We start from the raw sequence: 23,900 nt of genomic DNA, 5'->3' as shown, positions 1-23,900 counted from the left end.
CGGTGGCCGGGTTCCGTCATCGCCCGGCGCTCGATCGACGATACGGCTCAATCTTCTTTCGCACGTGCAGCATTTCCGCTAGACCGGCGTCCGACCTTTTCCACCGGAGTCTCGCATCATGACCGCAACCGATCCCGTCGTCTTTCTTTCCTATGCCCGCACCCCGATGGGCGGCATGCAGGGCGTGCTTTCGGACGCGAGTGCGACCGATCTGGGCGCGACCGCGGTCAAGGCGGCGGTCGAGCGCGCCGGGGTGAAGGGCGAGGATGTCGAGCGCATCTACATGGGCTGCGTCCTCCCCGCCGGGCTGGGCCAGGCACCGGCGCGGCAGGCGGCGATCAAGGCGGGCCTGCCCAAGTCGGTGCAGGCGACCACCGTCAACAAGGTGTGCGGTTCGGGCATGCAGACCGTGATCATGGGCGCCGAGGCGCTGGCGGCGGGCAGCATCGACCTGGTCGTCGCGGGCGGCATGGAATCGATGACCAACGCGCCCTATCTGCTCAAGAAGCATCGCTCCGGCGCGCGGATCGGCCACGACACCGCCTATGACCATATGTTCCTCGACGGGCTCGAGGATGCCTATGAGGCGGGCCGCGCGATGGGCACCTTCGCACAGGACACCGCCGACGCCTATCAACTCAGCCGGCAGGCGCAGGACGATTATGCGATCGAATCACTGAAGCGCGCGCAGGCGGCGATCGCGGGCGGCGCCTTCGCCACCGAGATTACCCCGGTGACGCTGACCACGCGCAAGGGCGAAGTCGTCGTCGACACCGACGAACAGCCCGGCAAGGGCAACCCCGACAAGATTCCGACGCTGCGCCCCGCCTTCGCCAAGGACGGCACGATCACCGCCGCGACCAGCTCGTCGATTTCCGACGGCGCCGCCGCAGTCGTTCTGACGCGCCAGTCGGTCGCCGATGCGAAGGGCGCGAAGCCGGTCGCGAAGCTGGTCGCCCACGCCGCGCATGCGCAGGAGCCCAAGGATTTCACCGTCGCCCCGGTCGGCGCGATCAACAAGGTGCTGGAAAAAGCGGGCTGGTCGATTGCCGATGTCGACCTGTTCGAGGTCAACGAGGCCTTCGCCTGCGTCGCGATGTTCGCGATGCACGATCTGGGCATTCCGCACGACAGGATCAACGTCCACGGCGGCGCGACCGCGCTCGGCCACCCGATCGGCGCGAGCGGCACGCGCATCATCACGACGCTGATCGCGGCGCTCCAGCGTCACGGCAAGACGCGCGGCATCGCGAGCCTGTGCATCGGCGGCGGCGAGGCCACGGCGGTGGCGGTCGAACTGGTCTGACAGAGCATAGACTTCGTCTTTGCGACCGCCGACCTGATCGACATATATATCCTTAAGGCAAGTAGGGGCCTGTTCCCCGGCGAAAGCCGGGGCCCAGATGGCATGGCACCGCTCGGCATGGACCCCGGCTTTCGCCGGGGAACGGTTACCTGTCGAAAAGGGATATTGCCGAGCCGATCCGGGGAAGCAATTCAGAGGGCGGTCACCGCCCACTCTGGATTGCCACGGCGCTTCGCTCCTCGGGTGACGACGCAAAAACGGTGCACGGGCCGCATCCTCTCGCCATTCGACCGCGACAAACTGCGACACTGATGAGCCGAAGATAAACGCGGCATTCCGGGTTCGTTCAAACCGACTCGCCTAATCCTTTCCCTGTCATCGGGCAGATCCCCTCCCCCGTGACCGATCAAAGGAATGGCACCATGAAGAATAAAATTCTCACCGCCGGCCTGATTGCCGCGATGATGGTTCCCGCGATGGCGCAGGCCCAGACCCACGAGCTGCGCCGCGACCGGCAGGACATCCGCTATGCGCAGACGCACGGCAACCAGCGCGACGTGCGCGACGCGAAGCGCGAATATCGCCAGGACGTCCGCGACTGGCGCCGCGACAATCGCTATCAGAACTGGCGCGCCCCGTTCAAATATCAGCAGTTCCGCGCCGGTTCGACGCTGCGTTCCAACTATTACGCGCCGGCCTATCGCCTGAATTACGACAGCCGCTGGGGCGTGCCGCGTGCGGGCCGCAACCTCGCCTATGTCCGCCACTACAACGACCTGTTGCTGGTCAATGTGCGCAGCGGCAAGGTGATGAAGGTTTACCGCAACCACTTCCGCTGGCGCTGATCACCGGCGGGCGGGCGAAGGGTCGGGCGTTCGCGCCCGGCCCTTTTTCCTTGTCCTGACCAAGAAGGGTCAGGCCGGAAGGGTCGAGGGCGCCGGCAGCGGGGCCTTGTCGCCGGCGGCTTTGGCAACCGGCCGGAGCCACGGGCGGCGCACCAGCCGACCGGCCGCGATCAGCGCCGCCGCGGCCAGCGCGATCCCCGCGAGAACGTCGACCAGATAATGCGCGCCGTCGATCGGCGTCGCCAACAGCATCAGACCGGCCCACAGCATCCCCGCCCATCCGGCGCGGCCCAGCTGCGCAAATCCCCAGATGAAGATCGCGCCGAGCGCGGAATGATAGCTGGGAAAGGTGATGATCCCCTCGATCCGCGTCACGTCGATCAGACGCAAGCTGCCGTCGCGCAGCCCCGTCAGGTCGGCGTAGTGGACGACGGCCGCCGCGGGCCGCAGGTTCGGCAGATCGCCGGGACCAAGGTTCAGGTGGATATAATTTCCGACCGCCGGCGTCAGGCCCGAAAGCAGCACCGCCGCCAGCCCCGCGAGAATCGCGGCGCATATCGCGATCCGCATCTCGCGCAGCCGGTTAGTGGCGGTCAGGGCGAGCACCATCACCAGAAGCTGCGGGATCATGCTGACATAGGCCCAGCGATAGAGGGTGGCGAGCGTCGGATGATCGTTGACCCAGCGCGCATAGCCGAGCCAGTCGAAGCCGAGCGCCAGGTCCCAGCGCTGAAGCCGCGCATCCCAGAGCGCCCCGCCCTGCGCGGCGACCAGATAGCTGAGGATGCCGCCAACGATCGAGAAGAGGATGATCAGCATGACCGACGTGACCAGCGCGGCAAAGGCCGGGCGGACGCGATAGCGGGTATAGAAGCGGTCGGTGGTCCACAGCAGGCCGATCATCGCGGCCGATCCGGCGAAGCCGTTCGCCGCAAAAGCGAAGGGCGCGGCAAGCTGGAAAGCGATCAGGAACAGCAGGCAGAGCCCGATGAGCAGCCAGGACGCGTCGTCGAAACCCTGCGATTCGGGTTCACGATGGAGGGATGCGTTCATGGTCCGCCTGTTAGCGGCGCGCGCATAAAATTCGATTAATGGCGGCCCCGATCGACCGCGCGTGCGCGAAAAATCAATCGCCCCAGATATGGGCGGTTTCGATCCAGCCGCGGCGGCCCTTGACGTCGAAGCGGCACCAGCCGTCGCGGCAATCGCTGATCCGACCGACGACGCCGGCTTCGGCACGATAGGCGACGGGCGCGGATTCGTTCGGCGATTCGCGCATCGGGCGGGTTCCGCCGGTGACGATCGCCGTGCGCGTGCGGCTGAGCAGCCGCGCCGCCATCCAGCCGCGGGTGCCGTCGGGATCCTCGACCTTGCGCCACAGTTCGTGCCGCGCGATCACCTTCACCGGCAGATCCCTGCGGCGATATTCCCAGATCACCGGCACATCGGGCGATGGCCCCTTGCGCATCCGCGCCTCGTCGACGCTGATCGAGGCCCAATAGGGCAGTTGCGGGTCGGACTGGGCGGCGGCGGGGCCGACTACGGCCACCAGCGCCAGCACAGCGAGAATCTGGCGGCTTTTCATGGCCGATGCCTTGTCAAACTCCGCCTGCTTTTTCAACCGCTCGCGGCGCGTGCGGCACGGTTCGTCCACAGGCTTCGTCGCGCCCGCCCCTCTTGACCCCTTCGCCGCGGCACGCTCTATCGGCGGTCATGTCCGATTCCTCCCGTCCCCGGCGCCCGCGCGTCATCGTCACCCGCCAGCTCATGCCGCACGTCGAAGGGCGCATGGCCGAGCTGTTCGACGTCACCCTCTCAGCGCGCGACCGCGCCTTCACGATCGACGAACTGCGCGCCGCGGTGCAGAATTGCGACGTGCTCGTTCCGACGGTGACCGACCGCATCGACGCGGAGATCATCGCGGCGGCGGGCGAGCGGCTGAAGCTGATCGCCAATTTCGGCGCCGGCGTCGACCATATCGACCTGGCCGCGGCGCGCGCGAAGGGCATCATGGTCGCGAACACCCCCGGCGTGTTCACCGAGGATACCGCGGACATGACGATGGCGCTGATCCTGTCGGTCCCGCGCCGGCTGGCCGAGGGCGAGAAGCTGATGCGATCGGGCCGGTGGGAAGGCTGGGCGCCCAGCACGATGCTCGGCCGCCGCGTCGGGGGCAAGCTGCTCGGCATCATCGGCATGGGGCGCATCGGGCTGGCGGTCGCGCGCCGCGCCCGCGCCTTCGGCCTGTCGATCCACTATCACAACCGCCGGCGCCTGCCCGAAGCGATCGAGGACGAACTGGGCGCGAGCTATCATGCGAGCGTCGACACGCTGCTGCGGATCAGCGACGTGGTGACGATCCACTGCCCGCACACCAGCGAGACGCACGAGATGGTGAACGCGGCACGGATCGCGGCAATGAAGCCGACCGCCTATCTGATCAACACCGCGCGCGGCGAAATCATCGACGAAAAGGCGCTGATCGCGGCGCTGAAGAGCCGCCGCATCGCGGGCGCCGGGCTCGACGTCTATGCGCAGGAACCGGTGGTCGATCCCGAACTGCTGACGCTCGACAATGCGGTACTGCTGCCGCACCTCGCCTCGGCCACGATCGAGGGGCGCGAGGCGTCGGGCGAAAAGGTCATCGCCAACATCCGCGCCTGGGCCGACGGCCACCGGCCGCCGGACCAGGTGCTGGAGGGGTGGGTGTAGTTTCCCAACGGGCGCGTTGAGCCGCTCTGGATTGCTTCGCTTCGCTCGCAATGACGGTGCGCTATGAAACTCCGTCATTGCGAGCGAAGCGAAGCAATCCAGAGTGTCACTCGCTGCCGTCGAGAATGTCAGGCCACAAATCGCGCCAGAGCGGATTTTCCGCCTCAATCAGCGCCAGTTTCTTCGCGCGGCCAGCTTTAAGTTGCTTTTCCCGCGCAATGGCAAATTCCATGGTTGCGTGAATTTCAAACCGCACAAGCATCCCGCAGTCATAACGACCGGAAAAGCCGCCCTATCCTTCGCGATGCTGCCACACGCGCTGCGCCAAGTTCGAGGTGACGCCAGTATACAGCGTCCCGTTGCGCCGGCTCGCCATGATATAGACCGCCGACTGACGTTCGCGCATGGTCTCAACTCAATAGAGGCTTGTCATTGCGAGCGCAGCGAAGCAATGACGGGGCATATTCAATCCCCCGTCAGGATGCGGTCCACCAGTTCCTTCACCGTCGGGGTGAAGTTGTTCGAGTAGAAGGGGTCGGTCTTGAAATTGAACGCGGCGTGGCCCGCGAACATCAGATTCTGTTCGACGTCGCCGCCGTGCGCGATGTCCTGCAGCGTCTTCTGGATGCAAAAGCTGCGCGGGTCGGCGAGATAGCCGGTCGAATAATCGTCATGGTCCTTCCACGACGAGAAGCCGCAATGCGACAGGCAACCCATGCAGTCGGCCTGATCCTTGCGGATCGTGGCCTTGTCGGTCTCGGTGACGAAGACCACCGTATTGTCGGGGGTCTTGAGCGCGGTGGTATAGCCTTCGGCGACCCAGCCCCGCGCGCGGTCGCGGTCGTGCGGGGTGACCCAGAAATTCTTGCCCTTCACCCCGGCGTCGAGCTGGACGACATGGTCGCCCGCCTGCTGCTTCGAATAGGGAATCTGGCGTTCCGAGCGCGCCTCGAGGTCGCGCAGGAAGGGGTTGCGCACCGCGCTCGAATAAAAGCCGGTGGGCGAAAAGCGGTGGAGCAGCACGTCGCCGTCTTCGAGGGTGCGCAAGCGATCCTTCCACGCCTGCGGGATCGGGCTTTCCTGCGTCAGCAGCGGCCGCGTGCCGTACTGGAAGACGATCTGGCCGAGTTCGGGATTGTCGATCCAGTCCTCCCAGTCGCGCAGATACCAGACGCCGCCCGCCATCACGATCGGCACGCTATCGGCAATCCCCTCTGCGCGCATCGTGTCGCGCAGCGCCTTGACGCGCGGATAGGGATCCTCGGGCTTCAGCGGGTCCTCGGCATTCGACAGGCCGTTGTGGCCGCCGGCGAGCCACGGGTCCTCGTACACCACCGCCGCCATCAGGTCGGCGACCTTGTTGTAGGCGCGCTTCCACAAGGCGCGGAAGGCGCGCGCCGACGAGATGATCGGCAGATAATGGACATTGTGCCGCGCCGCAATCTCGCTGAGCTTGTAGGGCATGCCCGCGCCGCAGGTGACGCCGGTGACGAGCCCCTTCGTTCGTTCGAGCACGCCTTCGAGCACGCGCTGCGCCCCGCCCATTTCCCACAGGACGTTGATGTTGATCGCACCCTGGCCGCCGGCGATGTCGTGGGCGCGCGTCACCTGCTCGACCGCGCCGTCGATCGCATATTGCACCAGCTCGTCGTGCCGCTCGCGCCGCGTCAGCGCGCGATAGACCTGCGGGACGATCTTGCCCTCCGCGTCATAGCTGTCGGCGTTGACCGCCGAAACCGTGCCGATCCCGCCCGCCGCGGCCCAGGCACCGCTGGAGGCGTGGTTGGTCGCCGACACGCCCTTGCCCCCCTCGACCAGCGGCCAGACTTCGCGGCCGCCGTAAAGGATGGGCTTCAAACCTTTGAACACTCTATACCTCTTTCTCTCGGCCAACCGCCTGCTCGGCTCCGGCCCCCATTTTCCGTTTCCGTAAGCGGAAGACGGCCCCCTTTGTCAATCGATCGCGACCCGTTCGCCGCCGAACAGGCCATATCCACCCAGCGGTCGAGCATAAAGCTTTTCATAGGCCGCGACCATCGTTGATTCGTCGAAGCGTTCGGCCGCCGCGCGCCGATTCGCCGCGCCGACGGCCGCCCGCAATGCGCCGTCGCTCGCCATCCGCGCCAGTGCGGCACGAAACGCGCTTTCGTCGCCGGCGACGAACGGCCGGTTCGCGTCCGACACCATCGCCGCGACGTCGCCGACATCGGGGCTGACGACGGGAAGCCCAGCCGCCATCGCCTCGATCACTGCGATCGGCGCCTGTTCGCTGAGCGACGACAACGCGAGCAGGTCGAAATGGCCGATCCAGCGCGCCGGCTGCGCCATGAAACCGGGCATGACGAGACGGTCGGCGATGCCGCACGCCGCCCCCTCCGCAGCGATCGCGTCGCGATCCGGCCCCTCGCCGACGATCGCGAGCCGTACGTGCGGCGGCAGCGCCGCCACCGCGCGCACGAGGCGGGGCAGGTCCTTTACCTTGCGCAGCCCGGCAACGGTGCCGATCACCACCTCGCCCTCACGCCGGACGAGGCCGGGGATCGGCACGTCCGGCGCGCGGCCATAGGCGGCGACGTCGATGCCGTTGCGGATCAGCCGGGTGCGGTCGGCAACGCCCCATTCGGCGGCGGCGATCCGCTGGAGCAGCGTCGATGGCACGACCAGCGCCTCCGCCGAACGCAGCGCAAGGCGACGGAACAGATTGCGCTTCCGGTTGCGCCGCGTGCTTTCGTCCTCGTTGAACCCGTCCTCGTGATGGATCAGGCCCGGCAGGCGACGCCGATGGAGCCGATGCGCCATCACCCCGTCCATGGCGCCCCAATTGTAGCTGAGCGCGAGATCGAAATCCTGCAAGTAGCGCGCGATCTCGCGGTAGCGCGTCAGCGACGGCCGCCCGGCGAGCGACGGCGCGTCGGCGGGGAAACGCACGTCGATGCCCGGCGCGATCGCGTCGCGCGCGCCGAGCGCGCCGGGCACCGCCGACAGCACGACGTGCCGCGCGCGATCCTCCATCAGGTTCATCAGCCGCACCGCCCGCGCCTCCTTGCCGCCCAGCGAAAAGCTGGAGTGGAGGTGGACGATGCGAACCGGGCGATCGCGCGCGATCGCGGGGCGAACCGGACGCTCGCGCGCGATCGCGGGCCGGTCCTTCACGCCGCGGGCAGGTCCGCGATCCACGCGTCGATCGCCGCGCGCGCTTCGGGTTCGTCCATCGTCGGGGCATGGCCGACGCCGGGCACCTCGACCAGCCGCGCGCCCGGCAGGGCCGCCGCCATCTTCGCGGCCGCGCTTCCCGCCAATATGTCCGACAGCGCCCCGCGCAGGATCAGCACCGGCGCGTCGCCGAAGGCGCGATAGGCGGGCCACAGGTCGACCCCGTCGCCGGCGGGCAGGCGCAGCGGCGCGGCGATCTGCTTGTCGTAATCGGCGACGATCCGCCCCTCCGGGGTCAGCCGATGGGTGCGCTTGGTCAGCCGCAGCCAGTCGTGGATACCATAGTGCGGAAAGACCGCGTGGTTCAGGTCGCGGAACGCGCGCGCAGCGTGCATCCACGTCGGCTGGCTGCCCCCCACGCCGATATAGTCGCGGATGCGGTCGAGCCCGGCGCTTTCGAGTTCGGGCCCGACATCGTTGAGCAACGCGCCGGCCAGCCGCCCCGGCAGGCTCGCCGCCATCAGCATCGACACCAGCCCGCCAAGCGAGGTCCCGACGGTCGCGAAGCGCCCGATCCCCAGTTCGTCGAGCAGCGCCACCATGTCCTGAACATAGGTCAGCGGGACATAGGTCATCGGGTCCTTCGCATAGGCGCTTTCGCCGCGGCCGCGGAATTCGGCGACGATCACGCGCCGCCGCGCCGCCATGTGCGGCGCCACCGCCTCGAAGTCGCGGGCGTTGCGCGCGAGCCCCGGCATGCACAGGATCGGCGGCAGCGCGGCCGCCTCCTCCGGGCCGGGATAGAGGCGCGCGTGCAGCCGGACGCCGTCGGCCGACCACCAATAATGGTCGTCCCACTCGCGGCGATGATCCTGTCTTGCCAAAATGGCGGGTCCCCTTCCTGTCCGCACGGACGCCCTGCTGCGTCTATCGCCAACCCGGCGCGCCGCGCAAGCCATCCCGCGCCGCCGCCGGTTGCCGCGGGCGGCTTTCACCGATAAGAGGCGAGCGACCATGAGCGAAGCCCTGCTTTCCTTCGAACCCGCCACCGGAAAAGAGCTTTGGCGCGGCGCGATCAGCGATGTCGACGCAGAGGTCGCGATCGCCCGCCGCGGCTGGCCCGAATGGGCGGCAAAGCCGCTTACTTTCCGCTCCGAAACGCTGCGCCGCTTCGCCGACCGGGTGAAGGCGGAGGGCGAGACGCTCGCCGACCTGATCGCGCGCGAGACCGGCAAGCCATTGTGGGAAGCGCGCACCGAAGTCGAATCGGTCGAGAACAAGGTCGACATCTCGATCAAGGCCTATGCCGAACGCACCCCGAACCGCCGCATCGAGGGCGCGATGGGCCTGCGCAACGCGGTGCGGCACAAGCCGCACGGGACGCTCGCGGTTCTCGGCCCCTATAATTTCCCGGCGCATCTGCCGAACGGCCACATCGTCCCGGCGCTGCTCGCGGGCAATTCGGTGCTGTTCAAGCCGTCGGAAAAGACCCCGGCGGTCGGCGCGAAGCTGGTCGAACTGTTCCACGAAGCGGGGGTGCCGCAAGAGGTGCTGCGGCTGATCGTCGGCGGCCCCGATCAGGGCAAGGCGCTGGCGGGGCACGAGGGCATCGACGGGCTGCTGTTCACCGGATCGGCACGGACCGGCGTCGCGCTGAGCCGCCAGTTCGCCGGTCAGCCGGGCAAGATACTGGCGCTCGAAATGGGCGGCAACAACCCGATCGTCGCATGGGACACCGCGGACATCCGCACCGCCGCCATCCTGATCGTCCAGTCGGCCTTCCTCAGCGCCGGGCAGCGGTGCAGCAACGCGCGGCGGCTGATCGTCCGGGACAGCATGGCCGACGCGCTGATCGAGGAGGTCAAGGCGCTCGCAAGCCGGCTGATCGTCGATCATCCGCACGCCGACCCCGCCCCCTATATGGGGCCGGTGATCGACAATGAGGCGGCCGACGGCCTGACCGAAAGCTTCCTGATCCTGATGTCCAACGGCGGTCAGGTCGTCCGCCACATGACGCGGCCGGTCGAGGGTCGCCCCTTCCTGACCCCCGGCATCATCGACGTGACCGACATGCGCGAGCGCCCCGATGTCGAACTGTTCGGCCCGCTGCTCCAAGTCATTCGTGTCGACAGCTTCGAGGCGGCGATCGCCGAGGCGAACAACACCCACTTCGGCCTGTCGGCGGCGCTGATCGGCGGCAACCCGCAACTTTACGACCAGTTCTGGGCCAATGCCCGCGCCGGCGTCATCAACTGGAACCGGCCGACCAACGGCGCCTCGTCCGCCGCGCCCTTCGGCGGCATCGGGCTGTCGGGGAATCACCGGCCGAGCGCCTTCTACGCCGCGGACTATTGCGCCTATCCGGTGGCGTCGTCCGAAAGCGACGCGATGCGCGCCTCGATCGGCATCGGCCTGCGCGATCCCGAAGGGTCGAAGCTGATCCGCAAGGGTTTTCTCTGAGCGCGGGCCGATCCCGCGATTGACAGAAATGAAGCCACGGGCTACATCGTGCGCGTGAAGCCCATCGCCTACACCCGGTCCGCCATCAGGACGCTGGGCCGTATGCCGGCGAATACGGCGCGATTGATCCGGTCGAAGATCGAACAATATGCAAGCGATCCCGCATCGCTGGCGAACAATGTCAAAGCTTTGAAGGGGCGCGACGCGGTCCGCCTTCGCGTCGGCGACTGGCGTGTGATCATGGAAGACGGGGTCGTTGTCGCGGTTCTGGAAATCGGCTCGCGCGGCAGCATCTATGAGTGAAGGACGATGGCGTGAACAAGATGGTGACGATCCCGCAAGACGAATATGACCGCCTTCGCGAAGCGGCGGAGGAGCTAGTCGACCTTCGCGCCTATGATCGGGCGAAGGCGCGTCTTGATGCAGGCGAAGACGAGCTGGTTCCCGCCGAATATGCCGATCGCATCCTTGACGGCGAAAATCCGCTTCGCGTCTGGCGCGATCTGCGCGGATGGACCCAGCAGGGCCTGGCACAGGCGTCGGGCGTCAACCGGGTCCAGATCGCCGATATCGAATCGGGCCGAAAGCGGGGATCGGTGGAAACCATAGCGCGGCTGGCACGCGCGCTGCGCGTCGAAATGGAGGATCTGGTGCGAGGCTGAATTTCAATACGCAAATTTTGCTTCACCCCAGCAAAAAAAGCCTGCTTTGCCATCTTTCGGGCCGACGGCCACACCGGCGGCATGGACAAGCATCCTCTCCCCCAGGGCAAGCTGTGGCTTGTCGGCGCCGGTCCGGGCGATCCGGACCTGCTGACGCTGCGCGCGGCGCGCCTTCTCGAAAGCGCCGACCTGATCGTTCACGACGGGCTGGTCGGTGCGGGCGTGCTCGCGCTGATCCCGCCGCACGTCGAGCGCATCTCGGTCGCCAAGCAACGCAGCCGCCACACGATGAAGCAGAAGGCGATCAATGCACTGCTGATCCGCGAGACGCGCGCGGGGCGGCGGGTCGTGCGGCTGAAGGGCGGCGATCCCTTCATCTTCGGGCGCGGCGGCGAGGAACTCGACGCGGCGCGCGACGCGGGCATCACCTGCGAGGTCGTTCCCGGCATCACCGCCGCGGCGGGCTGCGCCGCGCAGGCCGGTCTCCCGCTCACCCACCGCGAGGATGCCAGCGCGGTCAGCTTCGTCGCCGGTCAGTGCAAGAATCTGACCGATCAGGACTGGTCGGGTCTCGCGGGCCATGGCCGCACCCTCGTCATCTATATGGGGCTCGCGACCGCCTCGGCGATCGCCGACAAGCTGATCGCGGACGGGGTCTCGCCCGGCCTGCCGGTCGCGGTGATCGAGCGCGGCACCACCGCCGACGCCCGCGTGCTGCGCACCCTCCTCACCGATCTCGGCGATCTCGTCGCGCGCGAGCGGGTCGCCAGCCCCGCGCTGATTATCGTCGGCAAGGTCGCGGCGCGCGCCGACGCGCTCGACTGCCTCGGCGCGCCGGGACTGATTGCTTCATTGAAGGATATGGCATGCGACTCCTGACCGGAAACGATCTGAAGACGGGCGCCGTGATCTGGTGGACCGGCCGCGGCTGGTCGATCCACGTCGAGGACGCCGCCGACGTCGGCGAACATGGCGAGGCGATCCTGTCGGCCGAGGATGGCGCGCGCCGCGTCAACGGCGGCTATCTGATCGACGCGGTGGACACCGCCAAGGGACCGCGCCCCGCGCATATCAAGGACCGCATCCGCGCGCGCGGCCCGACCGTGCGCCCCGACCTGACATTGAAGCCCGCCGATCCGGTGGCCGGCGACTGGGTGATCTGACATGTACAAATACGACCAATATGACCGCGCGATGGTCGATGCGCGCGTCGAGGAATTCCGCGACCAGACCCGCCGCCGCATCGCGGGCGACATGAACGACGACCAGTTCAAGCCGCTGCGGCTCAAGAACGGGCTCTACCTCCAGCTTCACGCCTATATGCTGCGCGTCGCCATTCCCTATGGCACGCTCAATTCGACACAGCTTCGCAAGCTTGCCGAGATCGCGCGCAAGTACGACCGCGGCTACGGCCATTTCACGACGCGCCAGAACCTCCAGTACCACTGGATCAAACTGGAAGATGCGCCCGACATCCTCGCCGAACTGGCGACGGTCGAGATGCACGCGATCCAGACCAGCGGCGAGAGCATCCGCAACATCTCCGCCGATCAATATGCGGGCGCCGCCGCCGATGAGATATGCGATCCGCGCCCCTGGGCCGAACTGCTGCGGCAGGCAACGACCTTTCACCCCGAATTCAGCTATCTGCCGCGCAAGTTCAAGATCTGCGTGATCTCGTCGCCGGCCGACCGCGCGGCGCTGCGCTGGCACGACTGCGCGCTGCGCATTATCCGCAATGAAGCGGGCGAGGAAGGTTTCGAGGTCTATGCCGGCGGCGGCATGGGGCGCACCCCCTTCATCGCCTACAAGATCCGCGATTTCTGCCCGGCGTCGCAGATATTCTCCTACCTCCAGGCGATATTGCGCGTGTGGAACCTCCACGCGCGGCGCGACAACATCCACAAGCAGCGGATGAAGATCCTCGTCCACGACCTGGGCGAAGAGGAGTTCCGCCGCCAGGTCGAGGAAGCGTTCCAGCATTTCCTGACGCTCGGCACCGATTTTCCGCAGGCCGAATACGACCGCATCGCCGCCTATTTCGCGCCGCCGCCGTTCGAGGCGGGCCTGTCCGAGGCCGTCGACCGGTCGGACCCCGATTTCGCGCTGTGGGTCGATCACCAGACCGTGGCGCACAAGGCGCCCGGCTATGCGATCGTCAACGTCAGTCTCAAGCCGATCGGCGGCATCGGCGGCGACGTCACCGCCGAGCAGATGGAGGCGCTCGCCGATCTCGCCGAACGCTACAGCTTCGACGATCTGCGCGTGACCCATGCCCAGAACGTCGTGCTGCCGCATGTCCGCAAACAGGACCTGCATGCGGTGTGGCAGGCGTTGAAGGCGGCGGGGCTCGCCGACGCCAACCTCGACCTCGTCACCGATGTCATCGCCTGCCCCGGCCTCGATTATTGCACGCTCGCCAACGCGCGGTCGATTCCGGTCGCGCAGAAGATTCAGCAGCGCTTCGCCGACATGGATCGCCAGCGCGACCTCGGCGAGCTCAAGATCAAGATTTCGGGGTGCATCAACGCCTGCGGGCATCATCATGCGGGGCACATCGGCATCCTCGGCGTCGACCGCAAGGGGACCGAGAACTACCAGCTGCTGCTGGGCGGATCGGGCGCGGAGGACACGACGCAGGCAAAGATCACCGGCCCCGGCTTCGACGAGGATGGCGTCGTCGATGCGGTCGAGCGCGCTATCGAGCGCTACCGCGAACTGCGCACCGAGGACGAACGCTTTCTCGACACCTATCGCCGCGTCGGCCTCGACGCCTTCAAGGAGGCCATTTATGGCTGATGCCCTGCGTTTTCGGAACGACGAGCCGGTCGAGGAACCCGCGGTCACGCTCGACGCCTTCCTCGAACAGCCCGACGCCAGCGCGGTGCGGCTCGAAGCGGGCGAGGACCCGCGGCGGCTGATCCCCGAACTCGGCCGGGTGAAGCTGGTCGAACTCGGCATTCCCCGCTTTCGCGACGGCCGCTGCTTCACCGCGGCACGCATCCTGCGCGAGGCGGGTTATGAGGGCGAGATTCGCGCCGAAGGCGACGTGCTCGTCGACCTCGTCGCCTTCATGCGGCGCTGCGGCATCGACAGCTTCGCCCCGCACAGCCCGCTCAACCGCGCCGACGTCGATGCGTCGCTGCGCCGGTACGATCATGTCTATCAGCATGCGGCGGACGGCGCGGTGCCGATCTGGAAACTGAGGCATGGCTGACACCTCGAAACTCCCGTTCGCGGCGAACGAGGTCGAGACCCCCCAGGGCCATGCGCGGCCGATGGGTGTCCCGACCGCGCGCGACGCGAGCGGCGATGCGGGGGATGACAGGAGGCGCGACCGGATCGACGTCGCGCCGCGCTTCACGCAGGCCGACGTCGTCCGCCTGAACAATCTGTTCCGCGGGCAGGACGCCGCGGAGGTGGTCGCGAGCGTGCTCGGCGCGGGCTTGCTCGGCGACACCGCGATCGTTTCGAGCTTCGGCGCCGAAAGCGCGGTGCTGCTCCATCTGGTGACGCGGGCGGCGCCCGACATTCCGGTGCTCTTTTTGGACACCGGCAAGCATTTTCCCGAAACGCTCGCCTATCGCGACACGCTCGCGGCGCGGCTCGGGCTCAACCTCGTCACGCTGACACCCGATCCGGAGGAACTGGCGAAGAAGGACGAGACGGGCCTGCGCTGGTCCTACGACCCCGACGGCTGCTGCGAGATCCGCAAGGTCAGGCCGCTCGAAAAGGCGCTCGCCGACTTCGACGCCTCGATCACCGGCCGCAAGGGTTTCCAGTCCGCGACGCGCACCGGCCTGCCGCGCTTCGAGCTCGATGGCAGCTCGGGCCGCCTCAAGTTCAACCCGCTCGCCAACTGGACACGCGAGGCGCTCGACGCCTGGTTCGAGGCGCACGACCTGCCGCGCCATCCGCTGGAGGCGGAAGGCTATCCGTCGATCGGTTGCTCGCCCTGCACCTCGAAGGTGAAGCCGGGCGAAGACCCGCGCGCGGGCCGCTGGCGCGGCTGGGACAAGACCGAGTGCGGCATCCACGAAGCGGTGACCCCGATCGGCGACGACCCGGCGAACGACCCGGCGTTTTGAGGCTCGTCATTGCGAGGAGCCGAAGGCGACGCGGCAATCTCCAGCTATCGACCTTGTGCGAGACCGATAGCTGGAGATTGCTTCGCTTCGCTCGCAATGACGACGCTATTGAGCAATCGGCCTACTCGTAATCCGCATAGGCCATGCTGTCGTCGGCGAGGTCGCTGAACTTGGTCGTCTTGGCCTCGAAGTGCAGGCGCACCTTGCCGGTCGAGCCGTGGCGCGACTTGGCGACGATCAGTTCGGCAAGACCGAAGACGCGCTCCATCTCCGCCGCCCATTCCTCGTGCGCGGCGTGGATCTTGATGTCATCACCCTCGACCGGGCGCTTCGGCTCGCGCGCGGCGACATAATAATCCTCGCGGAACACGAAGAGCACCATGTCGGCGTCCTGTTCGATCGAGCCCGATTCGCGCAGGTCCGAAAGCTGCGGGCGCTTGTCCTCGCGGCTTTCGACCTGACGGCTGAGCTGCGACAGCGCCATCACCGGCACATTAAGTTCCTTCGCCAACGTCTTGAGACCACGCGAAATCTCTGAAATCTCCTGCACCCGGTTATCGCCGCTGCGCGACGAGCCCTGCAGAAGCTGGAGATAGTCGACGACGATGAACCCGATGCCGTGCCGCCGTTGCAGCCGCCGCGCCCGCGTGCGCAGACCGGCGATCGTCAGGCCCGGGGTGTCGTCGATGAACAGCGGCAGCGTCTGGAGCTGCTGCGCGGCGCGCGACAGTTGCTGGAACTGCTCCTTGCTGATCTTGCCCATGCGCAGCGCTTCGCCCGACACGCCCGACTGCTCGGCCAGAACGCGCGTCGCGAGCTGGTCGGCCGACATTTCGAGGCTGAAGAAAGCGACCTTCGCGCCCATGTTCTTTTCGGGCGGAATCCCGTCCTCCTCGTCGCGGCGCCAGCGCTCGGCGGCGTTATAGGCGATGTTCGTCGCCAGCGAGGTCTTGCCCATGCCCGGACGGCCGGCGAGGATCATCAGGTCCGAATTGTGCATGCCGCCGATCTTGGCGTTGACGCTGGCGATGCCGGTCGTCGTGCCCGACAGGTGACCGCCCGAATTGAGCGCGCGTTCGGCCGCCTGGAGCGCGGTGAGGCTCGCGGCGCTGAAGCTCTTGACCGACCCCAGTTCGGCATCGCCGCCCGCAACCTTGTAGAGCGAGGTCTCGGCCTCTTCGATCTGCGCCTGCGGATCGACGCTCTCGCTCGTGTCGAGCGCATTGTCGACGAGCGTGCGGCCGACTCCGACCAGCTCGCGCAGCAGAGCGAGGTCGTAGATCTGCCGCGCGAAATCGCGCACGCCGATCAACCCGGCGCCGCTGCCGGTGAGCTGCGCGAGGTAACCGACGCCGCCGACCGCCTTCATCGCCTCGTCGCCCTCGAAAAAGGGCTTGAGCGTCACGGGGGTCGCGATGCTGTTGCGCTCGACCAGCGCCATCGCCTGCGCGAAGATGCGCCCGTGCAGCGGTTCGAAGAAATGCGCGGGCGAAAGCTGCACCGGCAGATCCTCGACGACTCGGTTGTCGATCAGGATCGCGCCCAGGAACGCGGCCTCGGCCTCGATATTGCGGGGCAATTGGCGGTCGTCCCCGGCGGGAGCCGGAGTGGGGAACAGGGCGAGCTCGGGCATGGCGACGCATAATGGAACCCCCTGAAACCATATGCAACGACGTTGATCGTCGCGGCCACGCCTGCCGTGGAGCGTTCTGGGGATAGTTTTGCGGCCACCCCCTCCCACAGGCGGGAGAGGCAGCGAGACTTACGAACTTGTTCGTTAGTCGCAGCGGGGTGGGGCCGACTGCAACGTTGGCGGCCCCACCCCCAACCCCTCCCGCCTGCGGGCGGGGGGACCTAGTCGCCCCCTTGCCCTTCGCCGTGCGGCGGGTAGAAGCACCTTCATCATGACCGACGCCGACCCATCGAAGCAGCGCATCATCTCGGTCGAGCTCGACGAGGGCACGATCGTCTGGCGCAATCCCGATGTCGAGCAGGAACGGCGCGTCGCCATCTTCGACCTGATCGAGGACAACAAGTTCGTGCCGCAGCGCGGCCATCCCGACGGCTATGCCGGGCCCTATCGCCTGATGTTGCGGGTCGAGGACGGACGGCTGATCTTCGAGATCAGCCGCGAGGACGGTTCGCCGCTCGAGGCGGTCATTCTCGGCCTTGGCCGCTTCCGCCGCCCGATCCGCGACTATTTCGCGATCTGCGATTCCTATTATCAGGCGATCCGGTCGGCGACCGCACAACAGATAGAAACCGTCGACATGGCGCGCCGCGCGCTTCACAATGATGCGGCGGAGATGTTGATGGACCGGCTCGACGGCAAGATCGCGGTCGATTTCGACACCGCGCGCCGCCTGTTCACGCTCATCTGCGTCCTCCACATCAAGGGGTAAGCATGGCGAAGGGGGCGATCCAGCGCAGGAACAAGCCGGCAGCGACCGGCTGGCGCGATGCGGCCGCACGCGGGCTGCGACGCATCGGCGGGGTGCTGCTGCTGGCCGTGCTCGCCATCGGGGTCGGATTGTGGTGGGCAGCGCGCTGGACGCCGCCGCGCGCGCAATATCCGTTGCAGGGGGTGACGCTCGACGCCGCGAACGGCCAGGTCCACTGGGGTTCGGTCAAGGCGGCGGGCGCCGATTTCGCCTATCTGGCGGCGACCGACGGCGACAGCGGCGTCGATCCGCTCTACGCGCGCAACATGGCCGCGGCGCGCGACGCGGGGGTGCGCACCGGTCCGATCCATCATTACAGCCTGTGCCGCCTCGCCACCGACCAGGCGGCCAATTTCATCCGCCACGTCCCGCGGCGCACCGACGCCCTGCCCCCGGTCGTCTGGCTCGACTATGACGACCGCTGCCCCGACCGGCCGACGCGCGCGCTGCTGCTGAGCGAACTCGCGACCTTTCTGGCGCAGATCGAGGCGCATATGGGCAAGCGCAGCCTGATCGCACCCGGCGCCGCGTTCGAGGCCGATTACAAGGTGACGAGCGGCATCGCGCGCACCACCTGGCTGCGCCGCGATTTCTTCGAGCCCGACTATGGCGCCCATCCCTGGGTGATGTGGCAGGCCAACCATTATCTGCGCATCGCCGGCGCCGACGGCACGGTCGGCTGGAACGTCGTGCGCCCCGAAGGAACCACGCCATGACCGACGATCCGACCGATGCCGACCGCGACGCGCTGATCGACGCGGCGCGCGAGGCGGCCGCGCGCGCCTATGCCCCCTATTCGGGCTTTCACGTCGGTGCGGCGCTATTGCTCAAGAACGGCGACGTGGTCACCGGCGCCAATGTCGAGAATGCGAGCTATGGCCTGACGCTGTGCGCCGAAACCGCGGCGATCGCGAAGATCGCCAACGAAGGCTGGATCGGCGAACTCGCCGCGGTCGCGATCGTCGGCGGCCGCCCCGAAGGCGCGGCGCTGGCCGGTGCCGAGGCGGTGCATCCGTGCGGCCGCTGCCGCCAGATATTGAACGAGGCGGCCGAGCAGTCGAAGACCGACATCTGGGTCCATTGCGCATCGGGCGACGGCACGGCGGTGGAAAGCTATCGGCTGAGCGATCTGCTCCCCGCCGCCTTCGGACCGAAGGATATGGGCCTCGTCCGCGACTGACCGCTTGCGCAAAGGCGCGCGCGCCGACAAGACGGCGGCATGGCCATTCTTTCCGACAAATGGATTCGCGACGCAGCCCGCACGCAGCAGATGATCGAGCCGTTCGTGGAGGCGCAGCGGCGCGACGGCTGCATCAGCTATGGCCTGTCGTCCTACGGCTATGACGCGCGCGTCGCCGACGAGTTCAAGATTTTCACCAATGTCGACAGCGCGGTCGTCGATCCCAAGGATTTCGCGTCGAACAGCTTCGTCGACCGCAAGACCGACGTCTGCATCATCCCGCCGAACAGCTTCGCGCTCGCGCGCACGGTCGAATATTTCCGCATCCCCAGGGACGTGCTCGTCATCTGCCTCGGCAAATCGACCTATGCGCGCTGCGGAATCATCGTCAACGTCACCCCGCTCGAACCCGGCTGGGAGGGTCATGTGACGCTGGAGTTTTCGAACACCACCCCCCTGCCCGCGAAAATATATGCCAACGAGGGCGCGTGCCAGTTCCTGTTCCTGCAGGGCAACGAGCCGTGCGAGACGAGCTACGCCGACCGCGCGGGCAAATATATGGGGCAGAAGGGCGTGACGCTGCCCAAGCTCTGATCCCGCGGAACCGCCCCGCCCTCTCGCGCGTCATCTCCCCAAGCGGAAGGGGCGCGTGTTGGAGGATGTTCCATGTCCATGATCGCCGTATTCATCGGCCGCCTGTTCATCGCGCTGATCTTCGTCGTATCAGGGATCAACAAGCTGATCCACGTCAACGACACCAGCGCGATGATCTCCGCCGCCGACCTGCCCGGCTGGCTCGCCGTTCCGACCGGGCTGTTCGAACTGATCGCGGGCGTCTGCATCGCACTCGGCATTTATGCGCGAGCCTTCTCGCTGCTGCTGGCGGCGTTCGTGCTGCTCACCATCCTCTTCTTCCACCGCGATTTCACCGATCCCGTGCAGGCGATGGCGGCGATGAAGAATCTGGCGATCGCGGGCGGTCTGCTCTGCCTCTTCGGCTATGGCCACACGCGCTGGAGCTATGATGCGCTGCGCCGCAGGCGCCGCGACGAGATCGAACTGCACGAGGTCGAACTGCGCGCCGCGCGCGCCGAGGGTCAGGCCGAAGCCGTGGGCGCGCCGGTCGTCGTCAAACGGCCGTGGTGGCGCTTCTGACGCTTCGCGCTTGGCATCGCGGTCCGCCTGCGCTAGCCTTCGCTTGACGTTTACGTAAAGGGAGGGTTTCATGGCATCCCGCGATCTCGACATCATCGTCTATGGCGCGACGGGTTTCACCGGGCGGCTCGTCGCCGAATATCTCGCGCATCATTACAAGGGCCGCGCGGACGCGCCGCGCTGGGCGATGGCGGGGCGCAGCCTCGACAAGCTGGCGGAGGTGCGCGACCTGATCGGCGCCGACGAGGAAACCCCGCTGATCGTCGCCGACGCCGACGATCCCGGCAGCCTCGACGCGATGGCCGCGCGCACGCGCGTGGTGTTGACCACGGTCGGCCCCTACCAGCTCTACGGCAGCGCCCTCGTCGCCGCCTGCGTGCGCGCGGGCACCGCCTATGCTGACCTGTGCGGAGAGCCGGGCTGGATGCGCGAGATGATCGACGCGCACCAGGACGCGGCCAGGGCGTCGGGCGCGCGCATCACCTTTTCCTGCGGCTTCGATTCGATCCCCTTCGACCTCGGCGTGCTGTTCCTGCAGGCCGAGGCGGTGAAGCGCCACAGCGCCCCCGCGCCGCGCGTGAAGGGCCGGGTGCGCCAGATGAAGGGCGGCGCGTCGGGCGGCACGATCGCCAGCCTGACCGAGACGCTGAAAGCCGTCGCGAAGAAGCCGTCGCTGGCGCTGCTGCTCAAGTCGAGCTTCGCGCTCACCCCCGGTTTCGAAGGGCCGCACCAGCCGAGCGGGCTGGTTCCCGAACATGATCCGGCGACCGGCACCTGGACCGCGCCCTTCGTGATGGCGCCGATCAACACCAAGAACGTCCATCGCACCAATTTTCTGCTCGGGCACCGCTGGGGCGCCGACCTCGTCTATGACGAAATGGTGATGACGACGATCGGCGACGCCGGCAAGGCGATGGCCCAAGCGATGGCGAAGGCGAATCCGTTCGGCGACGCGAAGCTCAAGCCCGGCGAAGGGCCGAGCAGGGAGGAGCGCGAGAACGGCTTCTACGACATCCTGTTCATCGGCGAATATCCCGACGGGCGGACGATTCGCGCCTCGGTGCGGGGCGACCGCGACCCCGGCTATGGCTCGACGTCGAAGATGCTCGCCGAAACCGGCATGACGCTGCTGGCGACCGAGGGCGAAGGCGGCATCTGGACGCCGGGCGCGCTGCTGGGGCAGGCACTGATCGACCGGCTGACCGCCGAGGCCGGGTTGAGCTTCCAGATCGAGGAATGACCCATCTTCCGTTCGTGCTGACCCCGGCTCAAGGCCGGGGGAAGCACCGTTCTTCTTTCCCTCGAAGGAAGGGCGGCCCTTCGACAGGCTCGGGGCGAACGGATTCATGACGAAATGACGGATATGACCCTCTCCTCTCTCTCTCCCCTCGACACCCTTCTCTCGACGCTGCGGACCGATGGCGATGTCGCGACCGCGCATATCGACGAAGGCTGGATGCAGGGACGCACCGCCTATGGCGGGATCAGTTCGGCGGTGGCGCTCGCGGGCACGATGGCGCTGCACCCGACCGATGCGCCGCTGCGCTATGCCCAGATCAGTTTCGTCGGCCCGGTGGCCGGCGATTGCACGGTCGAGACACGGGTGCTGCGCCGGTCGAAATCGAGCCTGTTCGTCGATGCGGGCGTGTCGAGCGAGGCGGGTTTCGGCACCGCCGCGGTGTTCGCCTTCTCGCCCGACCGGGAAAGCCACGTCGATCACAATCGCCTGACCATGCCCGACGCCCCGCCGCCCGAGGCGCTGGCGCCGGTTCCCGAGCACAAGGTGCGCCCGACCTTCTCGAAGCATTTCGACATGCGCCCGACCACCGGCCCGCGCTTCGGCTGGAAGCAGGAGGTCGGCGAGTATCTGACCTGGGTGCGCTTCATCGAGGAACCGCGGTGCCACCCCACCGTCGCACTGCTCGCGCTCGGCGACGCGTTGCCGCCCGCGGCGATGGCGCTGTTCAGCGAATTCGGGCCGATCAGTTCGATGAACTGGACCGTCAACATGCTGACCGCGACGCCCGAGACCGACGACGGCTGGTGGCTTTTGTCGGCCAGGACAGGCTATGCGCGCCGCGGGCTGTCGGTGCAGGACATGATGCTGTGGAACCGCGCCGGCGAGCCGGTGCTGAGCGGTAGCCAGGCGGTTGCGGTGTACGCATGACGATCGCGATCTAACCGCCGATAGCAGGACGTCGCTTCACTCCGGAACCGGCAGCGCGATCACCGCGTCGAGGCCGCCGCCCGCGCGGTTGGCCAGCGTCAGGCGGCCGCCTTCGCTTTCGGCAATCTCGCGCGCGATCGCCAGTCCCAGACCGGCGCCGCCGGTCGCGCGGTTGCGCGATTCCTCGCCGCGCGCGAAGGGCTCCATCAGCGCTTCGATCTGCGTCTCGGCGAGCCCGGGGCCGTCGTCGGACACGATCAGGCGCGCCTCGCCGTCCGCGACCGCCACCGACAGGCGTGCGCGCAGGCCATAGGCGACCGCATTGTCGATCAGGTTGCGCAGCGCCCGGCGCAGCAGCATCGGCCGCGCCTGCACCGTCACGGCGGCGACGGCGGCGAGCGAGACGTCCTTGCCCTGCTCGCGATAATCGGCCGCCACGTCGCCGGCCAGCACGTCCAGCCCCACCGCCTCTCGCGCTTCGGTGCCCGAGCCGGCGCGGGCCAGCGCCAATATGTCGGCGAGCATCGCCGTCATCTCCTCGATCGACGCGATCATCTTGTCGCGCAGCTGCGCATCCTCGACCTGCTCGACGCGCACGCGCAGGCTGGCGAGCGGGGTCCGCAGGTCGTGCCCGACAGCGCCGAGCATCCGGTCCTTGTCGGCGAGCATCGCCGCGATCCGCGCGCGATAGGCGTTGAAGGCGCTGATCAGGTCGCGCACGTCCGACGGCCCCGCCTCGACGAGCGGGGTCGTGTCGCGCAGCGCCGGATTGCCGCGCGCGGCGCGCGTCAGGTCGCGCAGCGGCGCGGCGGCGCGCCAGGCGATGAACAGGATCGGCACCAGCAGCAGCAGATAGAGCGAGAGCGTCTGCCACAGCAGGAAACCCTGCAGCCGCTTTCCGTCGGTCGGAATCCGGCTGCGCACCGCATAATAGCGGTCCCCCACCTTTGCCGACACGACGACCGTCCGCGAAGAGAAACCCGTGCGCTGCGCGTGCGGCCGCGGCGGCAGGGCCCAGGCATCGACCCGCTCGGCGCGGACGTCGGCTTCGTCGAGCAGCCCGGCGACATAGGCGGCGAGCGCGGGGGCCGCTTCGGCCTGCGGCGGCGGCCGGGTCGGTTCGTTCGATATGACGAGCCGTTGCACGCGCTCGCGCCGGTTGTGATCGCTGTCGTCGGCTTCGGCCACGCCGCGCCGGTCGCGTTCGACCGCGTCGATGATCCGCGCGACCGCCATGCCGCCGCCGTGAGCCAGGATCTGCTGCCGCTGCCCGCGCGCGAGCATCGCGAAATTGACCGCCTGCGCGATGAACAGCATCGCGGCAACCGCAAAGACGAGTTGCCCGATCAGGCTGCGGGGCCACAGGCGCAGCGTCATGTCGCGGCGTCCATCCGCTTGACCTCGCACGCCAGGGTATAGCCGCCGCCCCACACGGTCTTGACGATCTGCGGCCGCGCCGGATCGTCCTCGATCTTCTTGCGCAGGCGGCTGACCAGATTGTCGATCGCGCGGTCGAAGATGTCGGCTTCCCGCCCGCGCACGAGGTCGAGCAGCCGGTCGCGGCTCATCACCTGCCGCGGATGGCGCACCAGCGCGTGGAGCAGGTGATATTCGCCCGACGACAAAGCCACCTCGCGCCCGTCGCGATCGACCAGCACGCGCTCGACCTCGCGCAGCACCCAGGGGCCGAAGGCATAGCTCGTCCCGCCGGCGTCGAGCGCGCGGCCGTTC

26 protein-coding genes and 1 pseudogene are annotated in these 23,900 nt (G+C 67.6%); 18 read left to right on the top strand and 9 right to left on the bottom strand.

Annotated features, from left to right (window positions below; all coding sequences use genetic code 11):
- The first annotated feature begins 118 nt into the window (after positions 1 to 118).
- Together SGR02S_RS12200 and SGR02S_RS12195 are read left to right on the top strand one after the other, a co-directional pair.
- Positions 119 to 1,306: an acetyl-CoA C-acyltransferase gene (locus SGR02S_RS12200; protein ID WP_067110029.1), complete on the top strand. Its 1,188-nt coding sequence runs from the start codon at positions 119 to 121 to the stop codon at positions 1,304 to 1,306.
- Between the two features lie 422 nt (positions 1,307 to 1,728).
- A complete protein-coding gene (locus SGR02S_RS12195; RefSeq protein WP_067110026.1) occupies positions 1,729 to 2,151 on the top strand; it encodes an RcnB family protein in 423 nt (140 codons plus the stop codon).
- Between the two features lie 69 nt (positions 2,152 to 2,220).
- Here SGR02S_RS12195 and SGR02S_RS12190 read toward each other — a convergent pair whose 3' ends face one another.
- Entirely contained in the window at positions 2,221 to 3,204 is a 984-nt protein-coding gene (locus SGR02S_RS12190; protein ID WP_067110023.1) for a phosphatase PAP2 family protein, read from the bottom strand.
- Between the two features lie 73 nt (positions 3,205 to 3,277).
- The gene (locus tag SGR02S_RS12185; RefSeq protein ID WP_067110053.1) at positions 3,278 to 3,736 is read right to left on the bottom strand and encodes an SH3 domain-containing protein; all 459 of its coding nucleotides are present in this window, start codon (positions 3,734 to 3,736) and stop codon (positions 3,278 to 3,280) included.
- 128 nt (positions 3,737 to 3,864) lie between these two features.
- Between SGR02S_RS12185 and SGR02S_RS12180 the strand changes: the two genes are divergently transcribed.
- Positions 3,865 to 4,863, top strand: a complete 999-nt coding sequence (locus SGR02S_RS12180) for a 2-hydroxyacid dehydrogenase (protein ID WP_067110019.1) — start codon at positions 3,865 to 3,867, stop codon at positions 4,861 to 4,863.
- Positions 4,864 to 4,969: 106 nt separating this feature from the next.
- Here SGR02S_RS12180 and SGR02S_RS12175 read toward each other — a convergent pair.
- From SGR02S_RS12175 to SGR02S_RS12160, 4 genes and pseudogenes are all read right to left on the bottom strand, one after another.
- Positions 4,970 to 5,269, bottom strand: a pseudogene (locus SGR02S_RS12175) (GIY-YIG nuclease family protein).
- Positions 5,270 to 5,328: 59 nt separating this feature from the next.
- Positions 5,329 to 6,732 carry an NAD(P)H-dependent flavin oxidoreductase gene (locus SGR02S_RS12170; protein ID WP_067110015.1) on the bottom strand — a complete coding sequence of 468 codons (1,404 nt, stop codon included), beginning with the start codon at positions 6,730 to 6,732 and terminating at the stop codon, positions 5,329 to 5,331.
- An 84-nt stretch (positions 6,733 to 6,816) separates the two neighbouring features.
- Entirely contained in the window at positions 6,817 to 8,016 is a 1,200-nt protein-coding gene (locus tag SGR02S_RS12165; RefSeq protein WP_255211467.1) for a glycosyltransferase, read from the bottom strand.
- The gene (locus SGR02S_RS12160; protein ID WP_067110012.1) at positions 8,013 to 8,900 is read right to left on the bottom strand and encodes an alpha/beta fold hydrolase; all 888 of its coding nucleotides are present in this window, start codon (positions 8,898 to 8,900) and stop codon (positions 8,013 to 8,015) included. The genes SGR02S_RS12165 and SGR02S_RS12160 overlap by 4 nt, the downstream gene beginning before the upstream one ends.
- Before the next feature lie 130 nt (positions 8,901 to 9,030).
- Between SGR02S_RS12160 and astD the strand changes: the two genes are divergently transcribed.
- The 8 genes from astD (at position 9,031) to SGR02S_RS12120 (ending at position 15,226) form a co-directional block, all read left to right on the top strand.
- Positions 9,031 to 10,476: a succinylglutamate-semialdehyde dehydrogenase gene (gene astD / locus SGR02S_RS12155; RefSeq protein ID WP_067110009.1), complete on the top strand. Its 1,446-nt coding sequence runs from the start codon at positions 9,031 to 9,033 to the stop codon at positions 10,474 to 10,476.
- A 54-nt stretch (positions 10,477 to 10,530) separates the two neighbouring features.
- Complete coding sequence (locus SGR02S_RS12150; protein WP_067110044.1) at positions 10,531 to 10,779, top strand: type II toxin-antitoxin system RelE family toxin; 249 nt, start codon at positions 10,531 to 10,533, stop codon at positions 10,777 to 10,779.
- Positions 10,780 to 10,799: 20 nt separating this feature from the next.
- Positions 10,800 to 11,138 carry a helix-turn-helix transcriptional regulator gene (locus SGR02S_RS12145; protein ID WP_156483067.1) on the top strand — a complete coding sequence of 113 codons (339 nt, stop codon included), beginning with the start codon at positions 10,800 to 10,802 and terminating at the stop codon, positions 11,136 to 11,138.
- A gap of 81 nt (positions 11,139 to 11,219) precedes the next feature.
- Complete coding sequence (cobA, locus tag SGR02S_RS12140; RefSeq protein ID WP_067110006.1) at positions 11,220 to 12,017, top strand: uroporphyrinogen-III C-methyltransferase; 798 nt, start codon at positions 11,220 to 11,222, stop codon at positions 12,015 to 12,017.
- Positions 12,005 to 12,301: a DUF2849 domain-containing protein gene (locus SGR02S_RS12135; protein ID WP_067110003.1), complete on the top strand. Its 297-nt coding sequence runs from the start codon at positions 12,005 to 12,007 to the stop codon at positions 12,299 to 12,301. Before cobA ends, SGR02S_RS12135 begins: the two co-directional genes overlap by 13 nt.
- 1 nt (position 12,302) lies before the next feature.
- A complete protein-coding gene (locus SGR02S_RS12130) occupies positions 12,303 to 13,937 on the top strand; it encodes a nitrite/sulfite reductase (protein ID WP_067109999.1) in 1,635 nt (544 codons plus the stop codon).
- Positions 13,930 to 14,355, top strand: coding sequence for a DUF934 domain-containing protein (locus tag SGR02S_RS12125; protein WP_067109996.1), 426 nt, complete (start codon positions 13,930 to 13,932; stop codon positions 14,353 to 14,355). The genes SGR02S_RS12130 and SGR02S_RS12125 overlap by 8 nt, the downstream gene beginning before the upstream one ends.
- A 61-nt stretch (positions 14,356 to 14,416) precedes the next feature.
- On the top strand, positions 14,417 to 15,226 hold the full coding sequence (locus tag SGR02S_RS12120; RefSeq protein WP_067110041.1) for a phosphoadenylyl-sulfate reductase: 810 nt from the start codon (positions 14,417 to 14,419) through the stop codon (positions 15,224 to 15,226).
- A gap of 121 nt (positions 15,227 to 15,347) precedes the next feature.
- Here the strand turns inward: SGR02S_RS12120 and SGR02S_RS12115 are convergent, their stop codons facing one another.
- Positions 15,348 to 16,859 carry a replicative DNA helicase gene (locus SGR02S_RS12115; RefSeq protein WP_067109993.1) on the bottom strand — a complete coding sequence of 504 codons (1,512 nt, stop codon included), beginning with the start codon at positions 16,857 to 16,859 and terminating at the stop codon, positions 15,348 to 15,350.
- A gap of 271 nt (positions 16,860 to 17,130) precedes the next feature.
- Here SGR02S_RS12115 and SGR02S_RS12110 point away from each other — a divergent pair, with 271 nt between their 5' ends.
- From SGR02S_RS12110 to SGR02S_RS12080, 7 genes are all read left to right on the top strand, one after another.
- Positions 17,131 to 17,628, top strand: coding sequence for a UPF0262 family protein (locus SGR02S_RS12110; protein ID WP_067109990.1), 498 nt, complete (start codon positions 17,131 to 17,133; stop codon positions 17,626 to 17,628).
- Positions 17,629 to 17,630: 2 nt separating this feature from the next.
- Entirely contained in the window at positions 17,631 to 18,383 is a 753-nt protein-coding gene (locus tag SGR02S_RS12105) for a glycoside hydrolase family 25 protein (protein WP_067109987.1), read from the top strand.
- Positions 18,380 to 18,847, top strand: coding sequence for a cytidine deaminase (locus SGR02S_RS12100; RefSeq protein WP_067109982.1), 468 nt, complete (start codon positions 18,380 to 18,382; stop codon positions 18,845 to 18,847). Before SGR02S_RS12105 ends, SGR02S_RS12100 begins: the two co-directional genes overlap by 4 nt.
- A 39-nt stretch (positions 18,848 to 18,886) precedes the next feature.
- Entirely contained in the window at positions 18,887 to 19,441 is a 555-nt protein-coding gene (gene dcd, locus SGR02S_RS12095) for a dCTP deaminase (protein WP_067109979.1), read from the top strand.
- A 72-nt stretch (positions 19,442 to 19,513) separates the two neighbouring features.
- Positions 19,514 to 20,002 (top strand): DoxX family protein, encoded by a 489-nt coding sequence (locus SGR02S_RS12090; RefSeq protein WP_082797114.1) that lies wholly within the window; start codon positions 19,514 to 19,516, stop codon positions 20,000 to 20,002.
- 70 nt (positions 20,003 to 20,072) lie between these two features.
- Entirely contained in the window at positions 20,073 to 21,242 is a 1,170-nt protein-coding gene (locus SGR02S_RS12085) for a saccharopine dehydrogenase family protein (protein ID WP_067109973.1), read from the top strand.
- A 114-nt stretch (positions 21,243 to 21,356) separates the two neighbouring features.
- Positions 21,357 to 22,169, top strand: a complete 813-nt coding sequence (locus tag SGR02S_RS12080; protein ID WP_255211466.1) for an acyl-CoA thioesterase — start codon at positions 21,357 to 21,359, stop codon at positions 22,167 to 22,169.
- A gap of 36 nt (positions 22,170 to 22,205) precedes the next feature.
- Here SGR02S_RS12080 and SGR02S_RS12075 read toward each other — a convergent pair whose 3' ends face one another.
- Positions 22,206 to 23,546 carry an ATP-binding protein gene (locus SGR02S_RS12075; protein WP_067109967.1) on the bottom strand — a complete coding sequence of 447 codons (1,341 nt, stop codon included), beginning with the start codon at positions 23,544 to 23,546 and terminating at the stop codon, positions 22,206 to 22,208.
- Positions 23,543 to 23,900: winged helix-turn-helix domain-containing protein (locus SGR02S_RS12070; RefSeq protein WP_174521657.1), on the bottom strand; the 358-nt coding region annotated here is incomplete at its 5' end. The genes SGR02S_RS12075 and SGR02S_RS12070, both read right to left, overlap by 4 nt.

Source organism: Sphingopyxis granuli NBRC 100800 (genome assembly GCF_001591045.1).
Taxonomy (GTDB): domain Bacteria; phylum Pseudomonadota; class Alphaproteobacteria; order Sphingomonadales; family Sphingomonadaceae; genus Sphingopyxis; species Sphingopyxis granuli.
This window is presented reverse-complemented; position numbering and strand designations above follow the sequence as displayed.